Annotated in this window: 24 protein-coding genes; 19 read left to right on the forward strand and 5 right to left on the reverse strand. The window is 50.1% G+C overall.

The window, feature by feature from the left end:
• The 4 genes from nfsB to E6C74_RS10745 all read right to left on the reverse strand — a co-directional run bounded on the left by nfsB (position 1) and on the right by E6C74_RS10745 (position 4,243).
• Entirely contained in the window at positions 1-654 is a 654-nt protein-coding gene (nfsB, locus tag E6C74_RS10730; protein WP_136484933.1) for an oxygen-insensitive NAD(P)H nitroreductase, read from the reverse strand.
• A 354-nt stretch (positions 655-1,008) separates the two neighbouring features.
• Positions 1,009-2,553 (reverse strand): tripartite tricarboxylate transporter permease, encoded by a 1,545-nt coding sequence (locus E6C74_RS10735; protein ID WP_168797012.1) that lies wholly within the window; start codon positions 2,551-2,553, stop codon positions 1,009-1,011.
• Positions 2,554-2,562: 9 nt separating this feature from the next.
• Positions 2,563-3,060, reverse strand: a complete 498-nt coding sequence (locus E6C74_RS10740; RefSeq protein ID WP_136484935.1) for a tripartite tricarboxylate transporter TctB family protein — start codon at positions 3,058-3,060, stop codon at positions 2,563-2,565.
• Between the two features lie 211 nt (positions 3,061-3,271).
• Positions 3,272-4,243: a tripartite tricarboxylate transporter substrate binding protein gene (locus E6C74_RS10745; protein WP_136484937.1), complete on the reverse strand. Its 972-nt coding sequence runs from the start codon at positions 4,241-4,243 to the stop codon at positions 3,272-3,274.
• Between the two features lie 344 nt (positions 4,244-4,587).
• Between E6C74_RS10745 and E6C74_RS10750 the strand changes: the two genes are divergently transcribed.
• From E6C74_RS10750 to E6C74_RS10795, 10 genes are all read left to right on the forward strand, one after another.
• On the forward strand, positions 4,588-5,193 hold the full coding sequence (locus tag E6C74_RS10750) for a LysE family translocator (protein ID WP_136484938.1): 606 nt from the start codon (positions 4,588-4,590) through the stop codon (positions 5,191-5,193).
• The gene (locus tag E6C74_RS10755; protein ID WP_136484940.1) at positions 5,194-6,018 is read left to right on the forward strand and encodes an AraC family transcriptional regulator; all 825 of its coding nucleotides are present in this window, start codon (positions 5,194-5,196) and stop codon (positions 6,016-6,018) included.
• A 147-nt stretch (positions 6,019-6,165) separates the two neighbouring features.
• Positions 6,166-6,864 carry a GntR family transcriptional regulator gene (locus tag E6C74_RS10760; RefSeq protein WP_136484942.1) on the forward strand — a complete coding sequence of 233 codons (699 nt, stop codon included), beginning with the start codon at positions 6,166-6,168 and terminating at the stop codon, positions 6,862-6,864.
• A gap of 10 nt (positions 6,865-6,874) precedes the next feature.
• Positions 6,875-7,780, forward strand: a complete 906-nt coding sequence (gene prpB, locus E6C74_RS10765; RefSeq protein WP_136484944.1) for a methylisocitrate lyase — start codon at positions 6,875-6,877, stop codon at positions 7,778-7,780.
• Between the two features lie 175 nt (positions 7,781-7,955).
• Positions 7,956-9,101, forward strand: coding sequence for a 2-methylcitrate synthase (gene prpC / locus E6C74_RS10770; protein ID WP_136484946.1), 1,146 nt, complete (start codon positions 7,956-7,958; stop codon positions 9,099-9,101).
• 263 nt (positions 9,102-9,364) lie between these two features.
• The gene (gene acnD / locus E6C74_RS10775) at positions 9,365-11,971 is read left to right on the forward strand and encodes a Fe/S-dependent 2-methylisocitrate dehydratase AcnD (protein ID WP_136484948.1); all 2,607 of its coding nucleotides are present in this window, start codon (positions 9,365-9,367) and stop codon (positions 11,969-11,971) included.
• Between the two features lie 12 nt (positions 11,972-11,983).
• A complete protein-coding gene (prpF, locus tag E6C74_RS10780) occupies positions 11,984-13,180 on the forward strand; it encodes a 2-methylaconitate cis-trans isomerase PrpF (protein WP_136484950.1) in 1,197 nt (398 codons plus the stop codon).
• Positions 13,181-13,204: 24 nt separating this feature from the next.
• On the forward strand, positions 13,205-15,082 hold the full coding sequence (locus E6C74_RS10785) for a propionyl-CoA synthetase (RefSeq protein WP_136484952.1): 1,878 nt from the start codon (positions 13,205-13,207) through the stop codon (positions 15,080-15,082).
• A gap of 228 nt (positions 15,083-15,310) precedes the next feature.
• Complete coding sequence (locus E6C74_RS10790) at positions 15,311-15,700, forward strand: hypothetical protein (protein WP_136484954.1); 390 nt, start codon at positions 15,311-15,313, stop codon at positions 15,698-15,700.
• A 38-nt stretch (positions 15,701-15,738) separates the two neighbouring features.
• Positions 15,739-16,173 (forward strand): GNAT family N-acetyltransferase, encoded by a 435-nt coding sequence (locus E6C74_RS10795; RefSeq protein WP_136484956.1) that lies wholly within the window; start codon positions 15,739-15,741, stop codon positions 16,171-16,173.
• 66 nt (positions 16,174-16,239) lie between these two features.
• Here the strand turns inward: E6C74_RS10795 and E6C74_RS10800 are convergent, their stop codons facing one another.
• Positions 16,240-16,635, reverse strand: coding sequence for a hypothetical protein (locus tag E6C74_RS10800; protein ID WP_136484958.1), 396 nt, complete (start codon positions 16,633-16,635; stop codon positions 16,240-16,242).
• Between the two features lie 415 nt (positions 16,636-17,050).
• Between E6C74_RS10800 and E6C74_RS10805 the strand changes: the two genes are divergently transcribed.
• The 9 genes from E6C74_RS10805 (at position 17,051) to E6C74_RS10840 (ending at position 23,405) form a co-directional block, all read left to right on the forward strand.
• Positions 17,051-17,359 carry a hypothetical protein gene (locus E6C74_RS10805; RefSeq protein ID WP_136484960.1) on the forward strand — a complete coding sequence of 103 codons (309 nt, stop codon included), beginning with the start codon at positions 17,051-17,053 and terminating at the stop codon, positions 17,357-17,359.
• A 17-nt stretch (positions 17,360-17,376) separates the two neighbouring features.
• On the forward strand, positions 17,377-17,979 hold the full coding sequence (locus E6C74_RS10810) for a class I SAM-dependent methyltransferase (protein ID WP_136484962.1): 603 nt from the start codon (positions 17,377-17,379) through the stop codon (positions 17,977-17,979).
• Positions 17,980-18,618: 639 nt separating this feature from the next.
• Complete coding sequence (locus tag E6C74_RS10815; protein ID WP_136484964.1) at positions 18,619-18,966, forward strand: hypothetical protein; 348 nt, start codon at positions 18,619-18,621, stop codon at positions 18,964-18,966.
• Positions 18,966-19,496: a hypothetical protein gene (locus E6C74_RS10820; RefSeq protein WP_136484966.1), complete on the forward strand. Its 531-nt coding sequence runs from the start codon at positions 18,966-18,968 to the stop codon at positions 19,494-19,496. Before E6C74_RS10815 ends, E6C74_RS10820 begins: the two co-directional genes overlap by 1 nt.
• A gap of 115 nt (positions 19,497-19,611) precedes the next feature.
• Entirely contained in the window at positions 19,612-19,785 is a 174-nt protein-coding gene (locus tag E6C74_RS20995; RefSeq protein ID WP_168797013.1) for a hypothetical protein, read from the forward strand.
• Positions 19,778-20,842, forward strand: a complete 1,065-nt coding sequence (locus tag E6C74_RS10825; RefSeq protein WP_136484968.1) for an LPO_1073/Vpar_1526 family protein — start codon at positions 19,778-19,780, stop codon at positions 20,840-20,842. The genes E6C74_RS20995 and E6C74_RS10825 overlap by 8 nt, the downstream gene beginning before the upstream one ends.
• Positions 20,843-20,970: 128 nt before the next feature.
• The gene (locus E6C74_RS10830) at positions 20,971-21,561 is read left to right on the forward strand and encodes a hypothetical protein (RefSeq protein ID WP_136484970.1); all 591 of its coding nucleotides are present in this window, start codon (positions 20,971-20,973) and stop codon (positions 21,559-21,561) included.
• 439 nt (positions 21,562-22,000) lie between these two features.
• A complete protein-coding gene (locus E6C74_RS10835; protein WP_136484972.1) occupies positions 22,001-22,651 on the forward strand; it encodes a hypothetical protein in 651 nt (216 codons plus the stop codon).
• Positions 22,644-23,405 carry a DUF3307 domain-containing protein gene (locus tag E6C74_RS10840; RefSeq protein ID WP_136484974.1) on the forward strand — a complete coding sequence of 254 codons (762 nt, stop codon included), beginning with the start codon at positions 22,644-22,646 and terminating at the stop codon, positions 23,403-23,405. Before E6C74_RS10835 ends, E6C74_RS10840 begins: the two co-directional genes overlap by 8 nt.
• Positions 23,406-23,653 lie beyond the last annotated feature (248 nt).

A 23,653-nucleotide genomic window follows, 5' to 3' on the forward strand; every position in this document is an offset into this window, starting at 1 on the left:
TCAGTACTCGCGGATGATGTCGGCTTCTGGCCAGCGTGCTTTCGGCAGTTTGGCGTTAAAGTCATCTTCACTGCGGTAACCAAGCGGAATGATCACCAGACTGGTGTAACCTTGCTCACGCAGACCAAATTCTGCATCCAGAACTTTAGGATCAAAGCCTTCGATAGGCACGGCATCGATACCCATAGAAGAGACACCCAGCAGTACAGTACCGGCATTCAGATAAACCTGTTTTTCCATCCAGTGCTGCGCATCTTTCAGATCAAAGCGATGCATGTTAACGAAGAAGGTACGACCTTTGTGTCCGCCTTGTTTGGCTTCTTCGGTCGGGAAACGGCCTGCCTCATCTTCCAGTTCCATCAACTGCTCAAGGTATTGCTCGTCAATGCTGGTTTTGGCACACATCACCAGAACATGTGATGCATTCAGAACTTTACCTTCGTTGAATGCATAAAGGCCCTGAGTCGCTTTAGCGATACGTTGCTTGCCTTCGTCAGTACTGGCCAGGATGAAGTGCCATGGCTGTGAGTTAACACTGGACGGGCTGAAGCGGATCAGCTCTTTGATCGCTTCTACGTGTTCATCACTGATACGACGGGTCGCATCAAAGGCTTTGGTTGAATAGCGTTGCTTAGCGTGAGTTGCAATGTTCATGTTTATTTTCCTGGTGAACAACGAATTTAGCGCTACGATAACGGTTTGATGTAAGGAGAGAAAGAGGGCACGACTTAAAGCACTTTCAAAAAATATTTGAAAGTGACGCCCTTGAATCACAGGCAACCTGCCTCAAAGTGCTCTATTGTGGCTTAAAAGTACTCTACTGTGGCTTAAAAGTACTATCTTATGGCTTAAAAACGCTATGTTGTAGCTTAAAAGCGCTATGTAGCGGCTTATTCATACCATCCTGGCTGATGAGAGTGCGCTGCCGAGTGAACAATTATCAAACAAAAGGGCGGTAAAACAATAAGCCCGGAGTTGCGTCCGGGCTTGGAATGCTCGCTGAGACGGTTATTGTTCGACTTTATTGCTCTGGCTGTCTGCCGCGTTAGGACCACGCAGTTTATTCAGCGCGGCGACGATGATCGGGCTGGTCAGGATCAGTACCGACAGAACGGTAAAGACCAGAGTAATCGGGCGTTCCCACAGGAAGGTCAGCTCGCCATCAGAAATCATCAGCGCACGGCGCAGGTTCTCTTCCATCAGACCGCCGAGAATAAAGCCCAGCAGCAGCGGAGCCAGCGGGAAGTTTGCCAGGCGCAGCGCGATCGCGCCCATTGCCACCAGTAGCATGATGAAGACATCCATGGTGTTAAATGACACCAGATACACACCGGTGATAGAGAAGAACAGAATCATCGGCAGCAGCACGGTTCTTGGCACCGCGAGCAGTTTCGAAATATACGGGATCAGCGGCAGGTTGAGGATCAGCAGCACGATATTGCCCACGTACATTGAGATGATCACAGACCAGAACACATCCGGATGGTCAACAAACAGGCGCGGGCCCGGCTGAATACCATAAGCCAGCAGCGCACCGAGCATGATAGCCGTCGTACCTGAGCCAGGGATACCCAGCGTCAGCAGTGGTACAAAAGAGCCGCTTGAGGCTGCGTTGTTAGCAGACTCAGGAGCCACCAGACCGCGCAGTGAGCCGTGACCAAACTCTTCACGTTTCGCTTTCGGAGCCAGGTTACGCTCCATACCGTAACTCAGGAACGCGGCGATCGTCGCTCCGGCACCTGGCAGAACGCCGGTAAAGAAACCAAGGATAGAGGAACGAATGGTGACCGGAGCGGCCTCGCGCACTTCTTCTCTGGTCAGTTTCATACTGCCGATATTGCTCAGCTTGCTGTTTTCCTCATCACGGGTATCTGCATCCGGCTTAAGAATGCCCATCAGGGTTTCACCCAGTGCGAACGTCGCCATCGCCAGCAGCAGGAAGCTGAAGCCGTCCATCAGGTCGGTCAGGCCAAAGGTAAAACGCTCGACGCCTACACCTTTATCAATGCCGACTGTTGACAGCATCAGGCCAAGAATCGTCATCATCCAGGCTTTAATTACCTGACCTTTACCGGCAAATGCGGCCATGGCAGACAGGCCAAGCAGCATCAGCGCGAAATAGTCCGCCGACTGGAAGCTGAGTGATACCTGGGCCAGCGCCGGAGCGGCAACCAGCAGCATGACAGCGGAAATCGTCCCGCCGGTAAATGATGCGTAGGCCGCCAGTGCAAGGGCTTTGCCCGCCTGGCCTTTCTGCGCCATAGGATAGCCATCAAAAGCGGTGACAACCGTGGATGAACAACCAGGGGCATTGATCAAAATGGAGGAGGTTGATCCACCGAAAATGGCGCCGTAGTAAACTCCGGCCATCAAAATCAGGCCGGAAGAAGGTTCCAGGCCGTAAGTGATGGGGATCATCAGCGCAATGGCTGAAATCGGGCCCAGACCAGGCAGCATGCCGATGAAGGTACCGACAAAACAGCCGACAATCACCATCAGCAGGTTAAATGGCATGACCGCTGTGGTCAGGCCCTGAAAAATTCCGTCTAACATAATCTGTTCCTACCAAAGTGTGAAAATCAGACCCGGTTCCAGATACACATCCAGTCCCTTGGTCAGCAGTAAATAGAAAGCGATGACAAACGGGAACGAAGCGCCAAGCAGCACCGCTTTGCGGCGTTCACCCAGAATGTAAAAGCCCGCCAGCAGGAAAAAACCGGTTGCCAGTACGAAGCCAAGGTAGGTCAGGCCGACACCGTACAGCGCCATCAGCACCAGAAAGCCTATCAGCAGTTTCCAGTTGAAGCTCAGCACAGCGCCGCTCTTATTATCCGGTTGACCCATGACAAGCAGCAGCAAAGAGAGCGCGACTCCGGCATAAGTCAGCAGGATAGGTAAAGTCCGGGCGGTGAACGGTTCGTATTCATCGCCGGGAAACATAGGAATGTTTGTGGTTTGATAGCCGTAACACAGGCTAAGCACCAGAAAAATCATCGCGCCGACGCGATCACGGCACAACAAGTTTTCCTTGCTGAAAATTTTGGTTGGCAGGTCCGACATATCCAACTCCATGGCAACAGGATTGCGGTAAAGAAAAGGCCGCAGACAAGCAAGAGTTAACAACAAGATAAACTCAAATCAGGAATGATATGCTGCTAGTCAAATCAAACCCATAAACAAAGGAGTCATAGTGGGCTTGTCTGCGGCGAAAGTGTGGGACGGGAGATTGGTATCAGCCCATCCCTGTTTCTGGAAACGTTAATCAGTCAGGTTATTTAAGAAAGCCCAGCTCACGCATCAAATCGCCCATCTGCTTTTCCTGATCTTCCAGGAAGGCGTAAAACTCTTTGTCTGCCTTGTAGCTGTCGATCCAGCCGTTGCGGTCACGCACCACTTTCCATTCGTCTGTTTCAAACATTTTCTTCAGCGCAACGTTCCACTCGTCGATCTTTTCCTGACTCACGCCAGGAGCGGCAAAGAAACCACGCCAGTTAGCAAATACGGTCGGGTTGTCATATTCAGTCAGGGTCGGAATATCCGGTGCGACATCGAGACGTTTCGGCGCTGTAATGGCGAGGATCTTCACCTGACCGGTTTTAGACATCTCCAGTACTTCGCCCAGGCCAGTAGACAGCACCTGAGTTTCGCCGGACAGCAGGGCTGCCATCGCTTTACCGCCTGCATCGTAAGCGATGTAACGAACTTCTTTCGGGTCCAAGCCCTGACCTTTGAATGCGGCCGCAGCGACCAGGTGGTCCATACTGCCGCGCGCAGAACCGCCGGCGATTTTCACTTTGCGCGGATTCTGTTTGAATTCATCAACCACTTGTTGCCAGTTGTCGTATTTGGAATCACCGGCCACCACCAGTGCGCCGTAGTCAGACACGGTGGCTGCGACAGGGGTCAGGTCGCGGAACGATTGCGGGAAAATGCCCGACAGTGAGCGCACAACGATTGGGGTTGAATTGACCATCAGGGTATCTTCCTGACGATCGGCCGTCTCAATAAGGTGTGCAATGGCTTTACCACCGCCACCGCCGGAAAGGTTTTGATAAGAGACATTGTCGATCAGTTGCGTTTTCATCAGTACGTCACCGGTTCCGCGCGCGGTCATATCCCAGCCACCACCAGCACCACCCGGGATCAGGAAGTGGATTTTTTCCAGATCAGCAGCAAAAGCAGAGAAAGAGCAAGCGGCAGCCAGCAGAGAAGCTGCCAGGGTCGGTTTGAAATGCTTCAACATGTTCACGTTCCTTATGTGGGCGCATCATTCGGTTCAAATGACACTTATCGTTATGTTTATTTATCTGTGCCAGCCGATAATGCACAGCTGGCAATTGGTTTAGCAGGACAGAGGGTTAGCAGATCAGGTGTTTGCTACCGTGTGAACAGAGGTTACAAAAGTGTTAACACCTAGTCTTTAAAACGGTGATAAAAATATTATTGGGCATAAAAACGGTTTTGTTCATAAAGTTCACGGCGGGGAGTCTTTTGGCCTGATCCTCCGCCATGCGCACTTTTGTTCAATAATCGCGAGTCACTGAAGGTTAATCTGAATCCTAAGTGATTCGTTTAAGGCAAATATTTATGTATTCTGTTCTCGGCGCCATGGCGCTTTTCGCATTCGTTGGTTCCATTTCACCGGGCCCGGTGAATGTGATGGCCACCTATGCCGGTGCCCGTTATGGCTGGCGCAAAGCCAGTATCCAGGTTCTCGGGGCATCGCTGGCCTTTGTATTGGTGGTCATGATTTGTGGAATGACGCTCAGTGGAATGAGTGCGCAGGTGCCGGTGGTCGTGCCTGTGATGCGCTGGATTGGCAGTGCGTACCTGCTGTATCTTGCGGTGCGGATTCTGTTACTTCCCGGGCTGGATCTGCAGCAATCGGTTGAAGTGTCATCCGCAGGCCTGTTAAGTCAGGGGGCGCTGGTACAATTGTTCAATCCTAAGGCTTGGATATTTGCCAGTTCAGGGGTGAGTTTATATGTACTTAATCAGACCAATCTAACCCATGCGCTTGGCTGGTTTTGTCTGATTGCGCTGGTGGTCTGCTTTACCGGTGTCGGAATATGGGCTCTATTGGGACAGTCGCTGGTTCACTGGCTCAACTCACGGCAGCGTCAACGCCTGTTTCAGGTGACGCTGGCAGCAATGCTCGCCGTGTCGGTTTTCATGATTTGGATGGTAAACTAAATGGTCAAGAGCACTCACTTAAATATCATGCGTCCGACGCAGTTGCCGCAGATTGAAGCGCGCATCGCAACCCGCTCTGAAGTCTGTTATCACAAGCATTCCCACGATGAATTCTCTTTTGGGATTATTGATGCGGGCAGTGCTCGTTATGACAATCGCTCGCGTCATCATCCGATAGGTCGTGGTGATCTGGTGACCATCAATCCGGCCGATATCCATGCCTGTAATCCTCATCAGGGACAGTGGTCGTATCGGATGCTGTTTGTCGATACCTTGTGGTTAGGAAAGATGCAGCATGAAGTGCTCGGGCGCGAGACTCTGGATTACTACGCGTTTGTGGCTGATTTTGAACGCGGCCAGCGCTTTCGTACTCAATTTGAGGCGCTGTTTGACGCCTTACTCAACGATTCGTCTTCACTGTCAGCTGAGACCCTGCTTTATGAACTGCTTGAGCAACTCTACGGTCACGCGCAACGCCACACAACGCCTCGTGCCAGCAAAACTGTTCCGCACTATTTGCTGCGCGCCAGAGAGAAATTGTTTGATGAAATTGACAGATCGGTTGGTCTGGAAGTGCTGGCTCAGGAAGTGGGCGTAAGCCGCTACCATCTGATTCGCAGTTTTAAGCAATGGTTTGGCTTGTCTCCACATGCTTATCTGATGGATGAACGTATCAAGCGTGCCAAGCAGATGTTGAAGCAGGGGACGCCAATTGTCGACACATCGCTGGCATTGGGCTTTGCTGATCAAGCCCATTTTCAGCGTAGCTTTAAAAGCAGAATCGCATTAACACCCAAGAAATATCAATCCTTCTTTACACTTTAGTGTGTCATTGCCTACGCTGCATCTCACTGCGTAATACCTTAGTCTAAATTGTCGGTAATTTGCTTGATTGTCGACAATCTGATCGTCTATCTTAATCTCATACCTTTGGTGTGGGTTTGTCTAACCACGCCCCGTAAAGAAGATGAGATGATGAGCAGCGAATTAAGCAAACGCGTAAACGGTGAAAAAGAACACACCAAATCAGAGAGTCTGACCGAGTTTCTGATTGAGGCAATCGTAGAAGGCAAGATGGCACCGGGCAGTAAGATTTCTGAGCCTGAACTGGCCAAGCGCTTTCAGGTCAGCCGCGGCCCGCTGCGTGAAGCGCTGATGCGTGTGGAAGGGCTCGGACTGATCGAACGCATTCCGCACGTCGGAGCTCGCGTGATTCAGTTTTCGACTGACAAACTGCTCGAGCTGTACGCAGTGCGTGAAGCGCTGGAAGGCATGGCGGCGCGTCTGGCGGCTCGTAATATCACCGAAATCGAACTGGCCGGGCTGGAAACGGTGTTGTCGACACATTCCGAACATATCGATCAGGTCGAAGGCGCCTCTTACTTTCACCAACAAGGCGATTTCGACTTCCATTACCGCATTATCAAAGCCAGCCGTAACTCCCAGTTGATCGCGCTGCTGTGTGATGAGTTGTATCACTTGCTGCGCATGTACCGTTACCAGTCTCCTCGTTCCCATTCCCGTCCGGTGGAAGCACTGGAAGAACACAAATTTATTCTGCAGGCGATTCGCAACCGCGATGAAGAGCTGGCAGAAATGCTGATGCGCCGCCACATTTCCGGTAGCCGGCGCCTGATTGAAAAACAGATTCAAAACGAAGCCCAAAATTAAGGAGAATCCCATGAGCTTAAGTCCGGGTGCGAAGTTCAGGCTCGCCATTCAAACCAACCATCCGCTACAGATTGTCGGCACGATTAACCCATACTGCGCCATGATGGCAAAAAAACTGGGTCATCAGGCGATTTATCTGTCCGGTGGTGGTATTGCCAATGCGTCATACGGCCTGCCTGATCTCGGGATCACGACGCTTAACGATGTGCTGGTGGATGTTGATCGCATCACCAATGCCTGTGATTTACCGCTGTTAGTCGACATCGATACCGGTTTTGGCGGCGCGTTCAATATCGCCCGCACCATCAAAGCAATGGAAAAAGCCGGCGCTGCTGCGGTGCATATGGAAGATCAGGTGGCGCAGAAGCGCTGCGGCCATCGTCCTAACAAAGCGATTGTCAGTCAGCAGGAGATGGTTGATCGAATTAAAGCAGCAGTCGATGCGCGTGATAATCCCGAGTTTGTCATTATGGCCCGTACCGATGCGCTGGCCGTGGAAGGTATGGATAGTGCGATAGAACGCGCGATTGCCTATGTGCAGGCAGGCGCAGATATGATTTTCCCCGAGGCGATGACCGAGCTGAAGCAGTACGAACAGTTTTCAACCGCGCTGCACGCAGCAACCGGTAAAAAAGTGCCGATTCTGGCCAATATTACCGAGTTCGGCCAAACCCCGCTTTACAGTTGTGAGCAACTGGACGCGTCTAATGTCGACATGGTGCTCTATCCGCTCAGTGCGTTCCGCGCCATGAACAAGGCGGCCGAAATGGTGTACAGCCATCTGCTTGAACACGGCAATCAGGAATCATTGCTCGATAAGATGCAGACCCGTAAAGAGCTGTATGGCTATCTGAATTACCATGATTACGAAGACAAGCTGGATCAGCTGTTTTCCGATCAATCTTCGCAGGGCTAAACATCTCAAGCGGTCACTGCGGGGAAGCCCAGAGAAATAAAGTTAAATAGAAATCCACAACGGCTGAATACAGGCCTGACTAATAACGTGAAACCGCTGCGCTGACGAGCTTAAGCTGACCCGAAAGAGGTCGCTCCATACAGGAGCCGAAGCGCAGCCAGAAAAGGAGTTCAACATGTCTCAATCCTTAGCGAAAAAAGGAGAGCTGGGTGGCGCTGGTCTGCGTGGGCAGAGTGCCGGGAGCACCGCTTTATGTACGGTCGGAAAAACCGGCACTGGTTTAACCTATCGTGGCTATGATATTACCGATCTGGCTAACAACGCTCAGTTCGAAGAGGTGGCTCATCTGCTGCTGGTCGGCCATCTGCCGACCCAGGCTGAGCTCGATCAGTACAAAACCCGCCTGATTGGTCTGCGCGGGCTGCCTCAAGCGCTCAAAGAAGTGCTGGAACGGATTCCGGCTGACGCGCATCCGATGGATGTCATGCGTACTGGTTGCTCGATGCTGGGTAACCTGGAAACCGAAGCGGACTTCTCGCAGCAGCAAGCGGCAACCGAACGCATGCTGGCACTGTTTCCGGCCATCATCTGTTACTGGTATCGCTTCAGCCATGACGGCGTACGCATCGATACCGAAGACAGCAGCGAATCCTGCATTGGTGGCTACTTCCTTAAAATGCTGACCGGAGAAGCGCCCAGCGAACTGTTCAGGCAGGTGATGCATTGCTCGCTGATCCTGTATGCCGAACATGAATTTAATGCTTCAACCTTTACCGCGCGCGTGTGTGCGTCGACGCTGTCCGATCTTCACTCCTGTGTGACCGGTGCGATTGGTACCTTGCGCGGGCCGCTGCACGGCGGCGCGAATGAAGCGGCCATGGAGATGATTCAGAACTGGAAAACCCCGGAAGAAGCCGAGCAGAATATTCTGCGTATGCTCGACAACAAAGAGAAGATCATGGGCTTTGGCCATGCGATTTACCGCGAGAGCGATCCGCGTAATGCGCTGATCAAACGCTGGTCAAAAGCTTTGTCCGAGCAGGTTGGTGATACGCATCTTTATGCGGTGTCTGAGCGGGTTGAAGCGGTGATGAAGCGTGAGAAAGGCCTGTTTTGTAATGCCGATTTCTTCCACGCTTCGGCCTACCATTTTATGGGCATTCCGACCAAGTTATTTACGCCGATTTTTGTGATGAGCCGCTTAACCGGCTGGGCCGCGCATGTGTATGAACAACGCGCCAACAACCGCATCATCCGCCCGAGTGCCGATTACACCGGCCCGGAGCATCAGGATTGGTTGCCGATCGAAAAACGCGGCTAACAGTGACGTTGTCACCTTGCTCTGCCAACGGCTTTCTCTGTAAACAGAGAGTTTTGTAAACAGAGAGTTTTGTAAACAAAGAGCTCTGTAAACAGAGAGCTTGGCAAACAGGTAACTCTGCAAACCGACAGCACAGCCAGCAGGGGTGACAACGCCTAATTTTCTGCATGGCGTTGCTTGTGACTGACTGCCCGTACTCGGTGTCAGTTAGTCGCGCCGCTGTGCAGGCCCAAGCAGTCAGGCCAGAGCCTGACGATATTTGGATGGATTCTATGAACAGCGAGTACAGAAAAACGCTGCCCGGTAGTAATAACAGCTACGCGAGTCAAATCAGCTACTATGATGCCCGGCAAGCAGTCAATGACCTCTCTCCCGGTGCTTACGACACTTTACCTTACACCTCACGCGTGCTGGCAGAAAACCTGGTGCGCCGCTGCGACCCTGGTTTACTGCCCGATGCGCTCAAACAGCTGATTGAGCGTAAACGCGACCTCGATTTCCCCTGGTATCCGGCCCGGGTCGTGTGTCATGACATCCTTGGTCAGACGGCACTGGTTGATTTAGCCGGCCTGCGCGATGCGATTGCGGATCAGGGCGGTGACCCGGCCAAAGTCAACCCGGTGGTGGAAACCCAACTGATCGTGGACCATTCGCTGGCGGTCGAGCATGCCGGTTTTGAAGCCGATGCGTTTGAGAAAAACCGCGCGATTGAAGATCGCCGCAATGAAGATCGTTTTCACTTTATCGAATGGTGTAAAACCGCGTTTAAAAACGTCAGCGTGATCCCGGCCGGTAACGGCATTATGCATCAGATTAACCTGGAGAAAATGTCGCCGGTGGTGCAACTCCAAGACGGCGTAGCGTTTCCCGATACCTGCGTCGGCACCGACAGCCATACGCCGCATGTTGATGCGCTGGGCGTGATCGCCATCGGCGTCGGTGGTCTGGAAGCGGAAACCGTGATGCTGGGCCGTCCGTCGATGATGCGACTGCCGGATATTGTCGGCGTCAAGCTGACCGGTAAACGCAAACCGGGCATCACCGCGACCGATATCGTGCTGGCCATCACCGAGTTTTTGCGCGCGCAGCGCGTGGTGTCTGCCTATCTGGAATTCTTTGGCGAAGGGGCGAAAGATCTTACCATCGGTGACCGCGCGACCATTTCTAACATGACACCGGAATACGGCGCCAGCGCCGGGATGTTCTATATCGATGAGCAGACCATCAACTACCTTAAACTGACCGGGCGTGACGCCGAGCAGGTCGAACTGGTCGAGCAGTATGCCAAACAGACCGGCTTGTGGGCCGATGATTTGGTCGGTGCTGAGTATGAGCGGGTACTGGAATTCGATCTCTCTTCGGTCGAGCGTAACCTGGCCGGTCCGTCTAACCCGCATCGCCGCCTGCCGACTTCTCAGCTGGCGGAGCGCGGCATTGCCGGACAATGGCAACAGAAAGAGGGTGAACTGCCCGATGGCGCTGTCATCATTGCGGCCATCACTTCGTGCACCAACACCAGTAACCCGCGTAACGTGGTGGCGGCCGGTTTGCTAGCCAAAAAAGCCAACGCATTAGGCCTGGAGCGTAAACCCTGGGTGAAAAGCTCATTTGCGCCGGGTTCGAAAGTGGCCAAGCTTTACCTAGAGGAAGCCAACCTGCTGCCGGAACTGGAAAAACTTGGATTTGGCATTGTGGGGTACGCCTGTACCACCTGTAACGGGATGAGCGGCGCACTGGATCCGAAGATCCAGCAGGAGATCATCGAACGTGATCTCTACGCCACCGCCGTTTTGTCCGGCAACCGTAACTTTGACGGCCGCATCCATCCCTATGCGAAACAGGCGTTTCTTGCCTCGCCGCCGCTGGTGGTGGCTTATGCGCTGGCCGGTACCATCCGGTTTGACATTGAACGTGACGCGCTCGGCAGCGATGCAAACGGCAAACCGATTTACCTCAATGACATCTGGCCAAGCGATGAAGAGATCGACGCGGTGGTGGGTGAATTTGTTAAACCGGAGCAGTTTAACCAGGTTTATATTCAGATGTTCAAACTCGACGACCAGCAGCACAGCAGTGCACCGTTGTATGACTGGCGTCCGATGAGTACTTATATCCGCCGCCCGCCTTACTGGGAAGGCGCTTTGGCCGGAGAACGTACCCTGAAGGGCATGCGTCCGCTGGCCGTGGTCGGTGACAACATCACCACTGACCATCTGTCACCGTCCAACGCCATTATGACCAGCAGCGCTGCTGGGGAATACCTGACCAAAATGGGTGTGCCGGAGCAAGACTTTAACTCTTACGCCACCCACCGGGGCGATCACCTCACCGCGCAGCGCGCGACGTTCGCCAACCCGAAACTGTTTAACGAAATGGTGAAAGAGAACGGCGAAGTGGTGCAGGGCTCACTGGCACGTATTGAGCCGGAAGGCAAAGTGACCCGGATGTGGGAAGCAATCGAAACCTACATGCAGCGTAAACAGCCGCTGATCATTGTCGCGGGTGCTGATTACGGTCAGGGATCTTCCCGTGACTGGGCCGCCAAAGGGGTACGTCTGGCCGGGGTAGAAGCGATTGTCGCAGAAGGATTTGAGCGTATTCACCGTACCAATCTGGTCGGTATGGGCGTGCTGCCGCTGCAGTTTAAACTGGGTGTGACACGGTTGACCTTAGGGCTGGATGGTTCTGAGCTGTATGACGTGGTCGGTAACATTAAGCCCGGCGCTGAGCTGGCACTGGTGATCACCCGCAAAACCGGCGAAAAACTCGATGTGCCGGTTATCTGCCGTCTGGATACCGCTGATGAAGTGCACGTGTATAACGCCGGTGGCGTATTGCAGCGTTTCGCGCAAGATTTTCTGGCGGGTTAAGGGAGTAAAATCATGAGCAATGTCAGCACTCCTTCACAAATCAAAGTGCCAGCGACCTATATGCGCGGCGGAACCAGCAAAGGGGTTTTCTTCCGTTTAGAAGACTTGCCTGAGGCGGCGCAAAGCCCGGGCCCGGCGCGCGATGACTTGCTGCTGCGCGTCATCGGCAGCCCGGATCCGTACGGCAAACAAATTGACGGCATGGGCGGGGCAACATCCAGCACCAGTAAAAGCGTCATTGTCAGCCTCAGCACTCAACCGGATCACGATGTGGATTACCTGTTTGGTCAGGTTTCAATTGACCAGCCGTTTGTCGACTGGAGCGGCAACTGCGGCAATTTGTCGGCCGCGATCGGCCCGTTTGCGATTCACGCCGGTTATATTGATCCGGCGCGGATCCCGCACAATGGCGTGGTCGCGGTGCGGGTGTGGCAGGTCAACATCCGCAAAACCATCGTAGTGCATGTGCCTGTCGTCAACGGCATGGTGCAGGAAACCGGCGAGTTTGAGCTCGACGGAGTCACGTTCCCGGCGGCAGAAATTCAGGTCGATTTTGTTGACCCGGCCGACAGCGACGGCGCGATGTTCCCGACCGGCAACCTGGTGGACGATCTTGATGTACCCGGAATAGGCACCTTAAACGCGACCCTGATCAACGCCGGCATTCCGACCATTTTTGTTGATGCCGCATCAATTGGCTACCACGGTACTGAGCTGCAGGATGACATCAATAGTGATGAAAAAGCACTGGCGATGTTTGAAACCATCCGCGCGTATGGCGCGCTCAAAATGGGGCTTATCAGCGATCTGGAACAGGCAAAAGCCCGCCAGCACACGCCGAAAGTAGCCTTTGTCGCAGCGCCGCAAACCTATCACGCTTCCAGTGGTAAAACCGTACAGGCCGAAGAAATTGACGTGCTGGTGCGCGCTTTGTCGATGGGCAAATTGCATCACGCCATGATGGGCACCGCAGCGGTCGCGATAGCGGCAGCAGCCTGTGTACCGGGAACTCTGGTCAATTTAGCGGCCGGAGGCGGTGAAAAACAGTCAGTGACCTTTGGTCATCCGTCCGGAACGCTCAAAGTCGGTGCCAGTGCTGTTCAGACCGAACAGGGCTGGGTGGTCGAGAAAGCCGTGATGAGTCGCAGTGCACGTATTTTGATGGAAGGCTGGGTTCGCGTCCCGGCGCAAACCATCACGTTTGGCTAAGCCAGAATTTGAAGGAGAAGCACCATGTCTGCATATTTAAAGGAATATCAATGGGCACAGCAACAACCGGAAGAATTCTGGAAGGTTCAGGCCCGGCACATCGACTGGTTTGAGTTCCCGCAAACCATTTTAAAAAAAGACAATCACGGCATTGAGCGCTGGTTCCTGGACGGCCTGCTCAATACATCCTGGCTGGCGCTGGATTATCACTGTGAGCAGGGGCGCGGTGATCAAATCGCGCTGATTTACGACTCACCCGTGACCGGCAAAAAGCAGCGCTACAGCTATTTTGCCCTGCGTGACAGCGTCGCCCGGGTGGCGGGCATGCTGGCCGAGCAGGGCGTAACCAAAGGTGACCGGGTGATCATCTATATGCCGATGATCCCGGAAGCGGCCATGGCGATGCTGGCTTGCGCGCGTCTGGGTGCGATTCATTCGGTGGTGTTTGGCGGCTTTGCCCCGAACGAGCTGGCGGTGCGGATTGAAGATGCCGAGCCGAAAGTGATCATGACCGCATCGTGCGGCGTGGAAGTGAATAAGGTGATTCCATACAAGCCGATGGTGGATCAGGCGATTATGGACAGCCGCTGGAAGCCGGAGAAAGTACTGGTGTATCAGCGCAGCGAATGCCGGGCCGAGATGACCAACGAGCGTGATCTGGAATGGAACAGCCTGATTCAGGATGCACTGCCGCACGCCTGTGTGCCGGTTCTGGCGACCGACCCTCTGTATATTCTGTACACCTCAGGCACGACCGGTAAACCAAAAGGCGTGGTACGCGATAATGGCGGTCACGCGGTGGCGATGAAGTATTCGATGAGCTGCATCTACAACATGCCGCAGGATGGCGTGTTCTGGGCGGCGTCGGATGTGGGCTGGGTGGTGGGGCATTCTTACATTGTTTATGCGCCGCTGATCCACGGGTGCACCACGATTCTGTACGAAGGTAAACCGGTACGCACGCCGGATCCGGGCGCGTTCTGGCGCGTGTGTCAGGAGTACAAGGTGAATGCGCTGTTCTCGGCCCCGACTGCGTTCCGGGCGATCAAAAAAGAAGACCCGAACGGCGAGTATCTGAAAGATTACGACTTATCCTGTCTGACGACGATTTTTATGGCCGGTGAACGTCTCGATCCGCCGACCCTGGAATGGGTTCAGGCACAGACCGATAAGCCGGTAATTGACCACTGGTGGCAGACCGAAACCGGCTGGGCCATCGCCGGTAACCCGACCGGACTGGAGCTGATGCCGGTCAAAGCCGGTTCTGCCACCAAGCCGATTCCGGGTTATCAGGTCGAGATCTTAAACGAACTGGGCGAAGTGGCGGCACCAAACGAGCAGGGTTTTGTGGCGCTCAAGCGTCCGCTGCCACCAAGCTGTTTGCCGACGGTATGGCGTAACCACGACCGGTTTGAATCCGGTTATCTGGCTCAGTTCCCCGGTTATTACGTCTCCGGTGACGGCGGTTACCTGGATGAAGAGGGCTATCTGTTCATCATGGGCCGGATTGACGATGTGATAAACGTTGCCGGGCACCGCCTCTCGACCGGTGAAATGGAAGAGATCGTCGGCGCGCACCCGGCGGTCGCCGAATGTGCGGTAGTCGGTGTGCATGATGAGCTCAAAGGGCAGTTGCCACTGGGTCTGGTGGTGCTGAAAGATGGGGTGAAAGTCGACAGCCTGGCACTGGAATCCGAACTGGTGTCGAGTGTGCGCAGCCAGATTGGTGCGGTGGCCTGTTTCAAACATGCCCTGGTGGTCGAGCGCCTGCCGAAAACCCGCTCCGGTAAAATTTTACGGCGGATTATTCGTCAAATCGCGGACGGAGAAAGCTACAGTGTACCGTCGACGATTGATGACCCGGTCAGTCTGACTGAACTGGAGAAAGTTCTGCATTCATAACTGGAATAAGCGCCCGCTCTGACCGACCGGGCGCTTTTTATTGTGGCACTGTAACGTTGTTACCTTTGAGGACGGTTAACTTGGCTTGACCTGTTGAACCCAATAATGAATTATGTGTTTAATTTTATATGCCGGTTCAATGTTGTTGGTATCAATCAACCCCATTGCAGCGGCTTAACCGGAAATTAAACACAGGCAGAATATATGGGATTGATAATCGGACCAATAATGATTCTTTGGCTGGGCGCGCTGTTATTTACGTTACGCATGGGCTACCTCTTTCTCATCGATAAGCCTTTCTTTCCCTATGTGTGCGTGGTGGTGATAGCGGCTATCCTTGGCTCGCTGCTTTACGTCGCCGCTGGTTTGTCGACATTCCGGGGGCACAGCGAACTTTGGGTGTTTGAAATATCATGGTTTTTCCTTGCCAATAAGTACGCGATTACGTTGTTTGTCTTAGCAGCCATGGCGTATCTTTTTGGCAGCAATTTGTTTAGCGGCGATATATCAAAAGCGGTTATTTTTATTCTCGCTTTTTCTGTCACGTCCGGCAGCCTCATCGGTAGCCTGAGCGCCAGCTCATTTATGCAAAAGTACGGTATATCCGCAACCTACTGATAATTATTCATTTACAATATCGAACAAGGAGAGTGGGTGTGGTCAGCATTCGTCTAATGGAGATTGCCGATTATGATCAGGTGATTGCCCTGTGGGCACAAACTGAGGGGATGAGTATCCGCGATGCGGACTCACGCGACAGTATCGCAAGCTACCTGGCGCGTAATCCGGGATTAAGTTTTGTCGCGCAAAGCGGCGCGGACATTGTTGGTGCGGTATTGGTTGGTAGTGATGGCCGGCGCGGTTATCTGCAGCACCTGGCGGTGGCATCCCATTGTCGCGGGCAAAATCTGGGGCGTGATTTGGTTGCACATTCCACCCAGGCGCTGGCGGACATCGGTATTGCTAAAACGCACCTGTTTGTGTTGAACGACAACCTCAATGCCCAGCAGTTTTATCAAAAATTAGGCTGGTTCCCGAGAGACGAAGTGCGCATGTATTCGTTCAACAGCTCAAGCAACAGTAACGTTTAGTGCTGTGCCGTTCATTGCCATATTCACAGCCGCAAGTACGGCTTACTGCTCAAATGACGGCATTCATTAGCGCGGATAGTGTTCTGGTAACAGGCCGTGCCCCTGAATCTCCGCTAGATAGATAAGCCCGTCAATGACCCGAATCGGCGTCAGCAGGTTATCTTGGTCGCAATGGTCGAGTTCAAAAGCCAGGTACAGGCGCTCATTTTCAATCTTGATAAACAGGTTGCCTTGCGGCGCTCGTTCCTGAGTTAACGCAAAGGTGCCGATAGCGAGAAAGTGCGAGCTTTTCAGGCTGTTGGTGGCGTAGATGTCACTGTGCATTTTGTGGGCGAGGGTTAAGAAATCGAGCAGCAGGTTAATCTGGTCGTCAGAAACCGTATCCAGTGCTTTGATATGCGGCTGTTTACAGAATCGTTCTAAGTAGCTCAGCATTTGGTCGATATCGTTGTCAAATAGCATTTGGGTTTCTCTTGGGGGAAGGCGGGGGGATTTTATCTTCATCATTGGGTTATCACAATGTTTTGGGTGTGGTTGTTTAGGTCTTTGTTTTAGTCGTTTGGTATGTCACGTTCTGGATTTGGTGCAAACGTGCTTGTTGTGGGATTTAGAACGATTTCGTTGTGTGGCATGTCACGCTCTGACTTGGGCGATTTCTTTTAGCTGAGTGCCAGCGTGCCAGTCACTCTTTGCTTGCGCCAAAGAGTAACCAGAAAGGCGCTTGGGTTCTTTGGCGTTGGTCAGGCCGGTTTTAGGCGTTCCCGACGCCGAAAACCTAAAAAATCGTCCTGATTTTTTGCCTTGTATCTCGATAACTTAAGCTCTTTGACGCCGAAGTTTGTCAGAATATGCTGACTAGTTTTGTTTAGAAGTAAAAATGATGAAGTCATTTTCAATAATTACACTGCTACTCCAATTGGCACTCATCGCCTGGGCGAAGTACTACGGGTACATGATGGATATGGCCTTAACAAAGCTGTCTTCAGTTTCAGAATCTGAAGTTTTAAAAGATCTGGTAATGATCAAACATTATCAGGATTTAGACAGCTATTTAGGTTTGGCGACGGGTGTGGTTTGGATCCTGTTTATCCTTGTCGCCATTTTCAAGAAAGTTCTCAATACTAAAGAGGCTCAATTGACTATTTACGTACCGATGATCGCGAGTTTGGTCGTGGGTATGTTTTAGTTTGGGGGGAGATAGAAATGAAGCCTGAGGATATCGCCAAGGCATACAATCAAATTACTCATATCTGGACGGATGGTAAGTTTGATATGAGTAACGGTATTGCACAGCACAAAAAAGCGATCAGTTTTGTTAGTGAGCGCGGACGGGCTCTGGATGTGGGTTGTGGTTGTACTTGTCGTTTCATTGAGTTGCTGGCGGGGGAAGGTTTTACTCCTTCCGGGTTGGATATTTCGCCCAAGATGCTCAGTATCGCGAGGGAAAAGCTGCCTGGTGTGCAGTTTTTTCAAGAGGATATTTGTGAGTGTGATTTAACCGAGAAATACGATTTTATCACCGCGTGGGACAGTATCTGGCATATTCCTTTATCACAACAAAAGCCGGTGCTATGTAAAATCGTCGCCAGTCTCAATCCCGGTGGTGTGTTTATCTTTTCATTCGGCGGTACAGATGAAGAGGGTTGCCATCGAGACGATTTTATGGGGCCGGAAGTCTACTATTCGTCGCTGGGCTTGAACGGTTTCTTAACTCTGTTTATGGAGCTCGGCTGTATTATCCGCCATCTGGAGTTTGATCAATATCCTCAGTTACACAGTTATCTGATTGTCGAGAAAGGAAAGTAAGGTTCCAGAGATATCGATTGTGAGTTAGGTTATTCTGTATATCCCGTTTTCGGCATTTTCGATGCCGAAAGCTAAAACATCGACGTGGTTTTTGCGTTTGTGGCGAGGAGTGAAACGGTTTGCTGTGTTGCATGTCACGCTCTGATTTGGTCGATTTCTTTAGTTGAGTGCCAGCGTGCCAGTCACTCTTTGCTTGCGCTAAAGAGTAACCAGAAAGGCGCTTGGGTTCTTTGGCGTGGTTCAGGCCGGTTTTAGGCGTTCCCGACGCCGAAAACCTAAAAAATCGTCCTGATTTTTTGCCTTCGGACAGTGGTTTCTGAGCGTTATTGGTGAGTATCTGCTTAAAAACTTAATACGATTAACAATATTGACTCGTTTCTTTTGGTGCTTGTTGATCTGGTCTGACGAATAGTTGATTATGTATTCAGTTTACTATGGTGTGTTAGATAGAATATGTCGGTATTTTGTGAATTTGAGTGTCAATGACCCGCTTGTCTAACGTTAGCTTATGCCAAGCCTAATCAGTGGCTTACGTTGGTTTGGATGAGTTCAGAACCGTATTTTAGACGGACAAGTTCTGGCAGACATTGTCTGTCTAATAACTGTTAGAACTATTAATTATATGTAAAGGAAATATAGATGGCGACATTTAATGAATTAGCTAGGCAATATGCTAAACGAATTAGAGATGCAATCGATGCAGATGGATTTAACAATCGTTCCAAGATAGGTCCTAAAGATCTTCAAGGCTCCCAAACACTAGCGGAAGCTAAACGTGTTAAAAGAGATATTGATGGTCTCGTATACACTGCGTCACAGCAGACTCTATCGGAACAAGATAAGCGTAAGATCATCAAACAGATTGAGGAAGAGCTAGGAATTCCTCAAAATATTCAAAAAAGTCGCAATATTTTTGAGTCAGCAAGTAATGATGATTTGGCAGACTTAGCTGATGAAATTGAAAACGTATTGAGTGGTAAGAAGTAATGACTGTGGAACTTAGTGACTACATTGCTATTGGAAGTGCTGGAATTGCCTTAATTAGTATGGGAGTTAGTATCTATTTTTCATCAAAAGCATCAAGAGCTAGTCAAAATTCACTTTCTAGCGCAGATCGAGCTAATAATATTGCTATTGGTCAAACTGAAACCTCCTTACGTGAGCAAATAATGAATGCACGTAATCGAATGGAGGATTGCGCATTTAAAATTCAGGAGTTTTTAAAAGGTCGTCTGAAAGCTGATTTGAATGATGAAGAACTACCACACCTCGATTTTTTGGAAAACACGTGGCGGTCTTCAACAGAAAGTTACTTAAACGCATATGAAGATGCATGTGGCAAATATCTTGACGATAAAACTGACAAAGCACGTTTCAAGAAAGCTTACATAAATGAAGTCAAAAATATATGTGATCCCAAACGAACATCCTTTGAACGTTTAATGCACCCTGAATCAACTTCCAATTTCGAGGCGATTTGGAAAGTTTATAAAGAATGGCACCGTCACGAAAAATAGTTCTAACAAGGCGAAGCAATTGACAAAATAAATGTCACGAATTTTGCTTCGAAAAACATAGTGCCATATGTTTTTCAACTGTTCTTAGCGTTATACACATTAGTTGGAGTTCAGTATGCAGTGGATAATTGATAATAAAGAATGGTTCTTGAGTGGTGCAGGTATCTTTATATTGACTGTGATTTTCGGATTGTTTTCAAAATCCACCTCAATGACACAAAAATCAGGTAAGAAATCAAAAAATATACAAGCTAAGAGAGATATCAATATAGGTAAACTTGATGATTAATGATAAGCATCTTGAACAAATTGCTGGAGATGACTCCGAAAACTATCAGGCAAATGAAATTGTTGTTTATAAGCAAGGTCTAAGTTATTCCGACTGCAAGGAGGTTGCACTTGATGTGTATAAGTCGAACTATCTTCAGCTATCTAATGATGCAGCTGCATTAGCTTACCAACGAGCAGAACACCTATTAGATAAACTACTAGAAAAACTAAAGGAAAAGAAGACAGAAAACTTGGCTGCTTTTCAAGATCCAGGTATGCAAACAGCAATATATGATGCTCAAAAAGCATTTGTCAGATCGGGAGATGAAGACCTTGAGTCAGTCCTAGTTGACTTATTACAAGAAAGGTTTGCCTCAGATAGGAGAAATTTGAAGCAAATTATTTTGGACCAAGCGCTAAATGTAACGTCAATGCTGACTTCTCAACAAATGGATGTTTTATCGCTAGTGTTTATTTTTACTCAAACACATAGGAATGGTATTGGTACTTTAGAAGAATTTTATCAGTATCTTGAAACAGCAGTTGCTCCTCTAACCACTGAACTAACAGCCAGCGAGCTATGTTACCAGCATCTTAAGTTTTCAGGCTGTTGTTCATTATTTGAAACGACTACAATTAAGCCAATTGAAGAGTTAATTGTTAATTCATATCCTGCCTTCTTCTCAAAAGGATTTGAAGTCAACGAAATTAAACTAGACTCAGCTAGCGTACCAAAGGTTACCCCTTTGCTTTTACAGTGCTTCCATTACCCGAACTTGACGCAATTTAATGCCTATAATGCTGATGAGCTTGAGAAAAAATGTAAAAAAGCAGGATTAAGTGAAGATGAAGTTAAGGTTGTAATAGCTTTGTTTAAATCTACTACTATGAATGTACATGAAGTCAAAGAGCATTTATCAACGAAATTTAGCTACATGAATGATTTACTGACTAAATGGACAGCGACCGGACTGAATAAAGTTTCTCTTAGCACTGTTGGAATCGCGATAGCGCAAGTTAACTATCGGATTAAAACAGGAACTGAGCTAGATATGGACATATGGCTTAAACCGTAATGTGTATAACAAGGCAAATCAATGAACGCTTAACGCTGGCAACTTGTGGTTTGAGTTTTAAACGTGTTGTGGCATTAGTTAAAGAGCCACTGTTTGCAGCGTTATGTGAATAGGAGAATAAACTTACAATGTCAGATAGTTTAAAATTTGGTGTATACGCTTTATACGCCGTTTTAATTGGTGGGATGTTGATATTTGCGTTTTGGATGAAGCGTACAAGAGATCACCGTATTACTGAGTTGCAGGCAGATCTTAAGTCGAAAGTAGAAGCTGGTTTTGCGCTTAGTAGTAAAGATATTGTTGTTATTGGAAGAGCTCACAATTTGTCAGCGCAAAATTCACGGGCGGCTCTATATCGAGTTTATAAAGACATTAAAACTCCTGAGGAATTTGAAAAATTAAAGGGTTTAGTGTCCGAAATTGAAAAAGAAGAGCCTTTTGATACTATGCCCGATGAGGTTAAGCCCTCTTTACTTCGGGTAACTGAACTCGCCTTCAAATCGGGCGAAGAGTCGGATAAACACATCCTAACCCCAATCACGAATATCCTTACCAAGTATCAAGAGCTCCAAGAAGAGCAAAAGAAAACTCGTAAACAAACAAATACAGCTTATTTGCTAACCATTGTTAGCTTTATTGTTGGTGCTGTAAGTTTATATTTTGCGGTAACTGCTCCAACAGCAAGTGAAATTGCATCCCAGTTAGGCGCAATTAAATAGCAATTCACATAACAAACGAGTAAGAACAAAGAGAGTTCGTTACTCCGAAAGTAGGGTTGTTTCATATTTTCTTCCCGCTAATCGTGTTGTTTAAAAAATCACAACCATAGGGCAAAAATTCAGGACGAATTTTTAGGTTTTTGGCGTCGGGAACGCCTAAAACCGGCCTGGGCAGCGCCAAAGAACAAAGCGTCTTTCTGGTTCCTCGCTCTTTGTTTATGAGGAATCCAGCAAAGAGGGACCGGCCCGCTTGCACCAAGCTCAAGATATCGAGAAAGTAAAAGCGGGACATATCATCCAACAACCCCAGCACTCCCAAAGTCAAAAGCAGATCTTAGCCACAAACCACCAAAACCCCACAATTAGCCATAAAAAGCTAAATTTGCACATTTAGCCAAAAATAGCTAAATTAACTCCAGGTGAAAAAAGGAGTGTTCGCGTGGAGTCAACCGATCAAGTCATTGCCGTCATCATCGGTGATGTCGTCAATTCAACTAAGCTCAGTTCAGAGCAGTTTGAGCAGTTGCTTAAACAAATCAAACAGATACAACAATGGATCACTGCTGGTGGTGCAGACAATGTGCACAGTATTGAGCGCGGTGATGAGTTCCAGAGTGTGGTGCGTGATATCGAGCAGGCGCTGCGCTATACCATTTTGTACCGGGTCGGGATTAAAGCGCTTGGCAAGCCGTTTGACAGTCGCATCAGCTTTGCCATTGCGGCCAAAGCGGATCTGCGTGAGGCGGTGTCTGAATCCATGGGGCAGGCGTTTGTACTCTCCGGGCGCGGTTTGAAAGCGCTGAAAAACGAGCGCCTGGTGTTTCATTCCGACAGCAGCGCATTGACGGACCAGTTCACGCTGCTGTTTAAGTATCTCGACCGCCAATTGAGTGAGTTAACCGCGCGCCAGTGTGAAGTGCTGCTGCCGATGCTGATAAGCGAAGACGGGCTGACAGTGAGCGAACTGGCTGAACAGCTTGATATCGCCACGGCGACCGCAAGCAAATCGCTCAAGGCGTCCGGCTGGACGTTGCTCAGTGAACTGAACGAACGTTTTATCGGCGAAGTTAAGGAGTACCAACGTGGCTGATTTCTTCACGGCTTGGGTGCCGTTTCTTCTGGCGCATATCCTGTGCGAATTCTATCTGCTGCCCAAGCGCTGCATAGCGGCTAAACGTGAACGCGGTTACCGCTCAGCGGCGTTATATTGGCATGCTTTGCTGCATGGATTGGTGTTGATCATTCCGGCGATGGCACACAGTTCAGACTGGTCTTTGGTTCTGAGCCTGGCCGCACTGACTACATTCAGTCACGTGGTGATTGGCTGGATAAGATTCACCCCGCGTCATGGCGATAAGTTCGGCTACTTTGTTTTCGACCAGATGTGGCACGCCGCGCTGCTGGCAGCAATGGCTTTTTACATGACCGACAGTGTGACCCTGCAGGCGATTGTGCGCCATGAGCAGTTTGCCGATGGGGTGATGGTGTTGTTTGCTTATCTGCTGATCCTGAAACCGACGTCGGTGCTGATTGGTTTGATTCTGAGTAAGTATCCGATTGTGGTATCGGATGAAGAAGAGGGTAATGTCAGCGGGCTGGTCGCGGGTGGCGAGTTGATCGGCTATCTAGAACGCTTGCTGATCCTGACCTTTACTCTGCTTGGCAGCTACGCCGCGGTTGGTTTTGTCCTGGCGGCCAAGTCGATATTCCGCTTTGGTGAACTCAATAAATCGGCTGATCGCAGCATGGCGGAATATGTTCTGATCGGCTCGTTAGTGTCGGTTGTGATCACCACGCTGGTCGGTACTTTGGTTTCTCTCGGGCTGGATGTAAAAATTAAGTGACTCTGAGTCGGGCTGTCTAAGAGCAGGGCACAGACTGTGCCCTGATCAATCAATGACGGATTAAATCTCTAAGCCCAAAGCTCTGAGTTCCCGTTGACATTGTTCGGCATTCTCAAACTGAATGGCGCTTGTGATCACCAAGCGATTCTGTCGTACCTTAATTACCAAGCGACTTTGTCATTACAATAACTACCGAGGGAAATTGACGGGACTCATTAGCGTACCTTTTAAAGTAATCAAATAAAGCT

This window comes from Vibrio sp. H11, assembly GCF_004804295.1.
Classification (GTDB): Bacteria; Pseudomonadota; Gammaproteobacteria; order Enterobacterales; family Vibrionaceae; genus Vibrio; species Vibrio ostreae.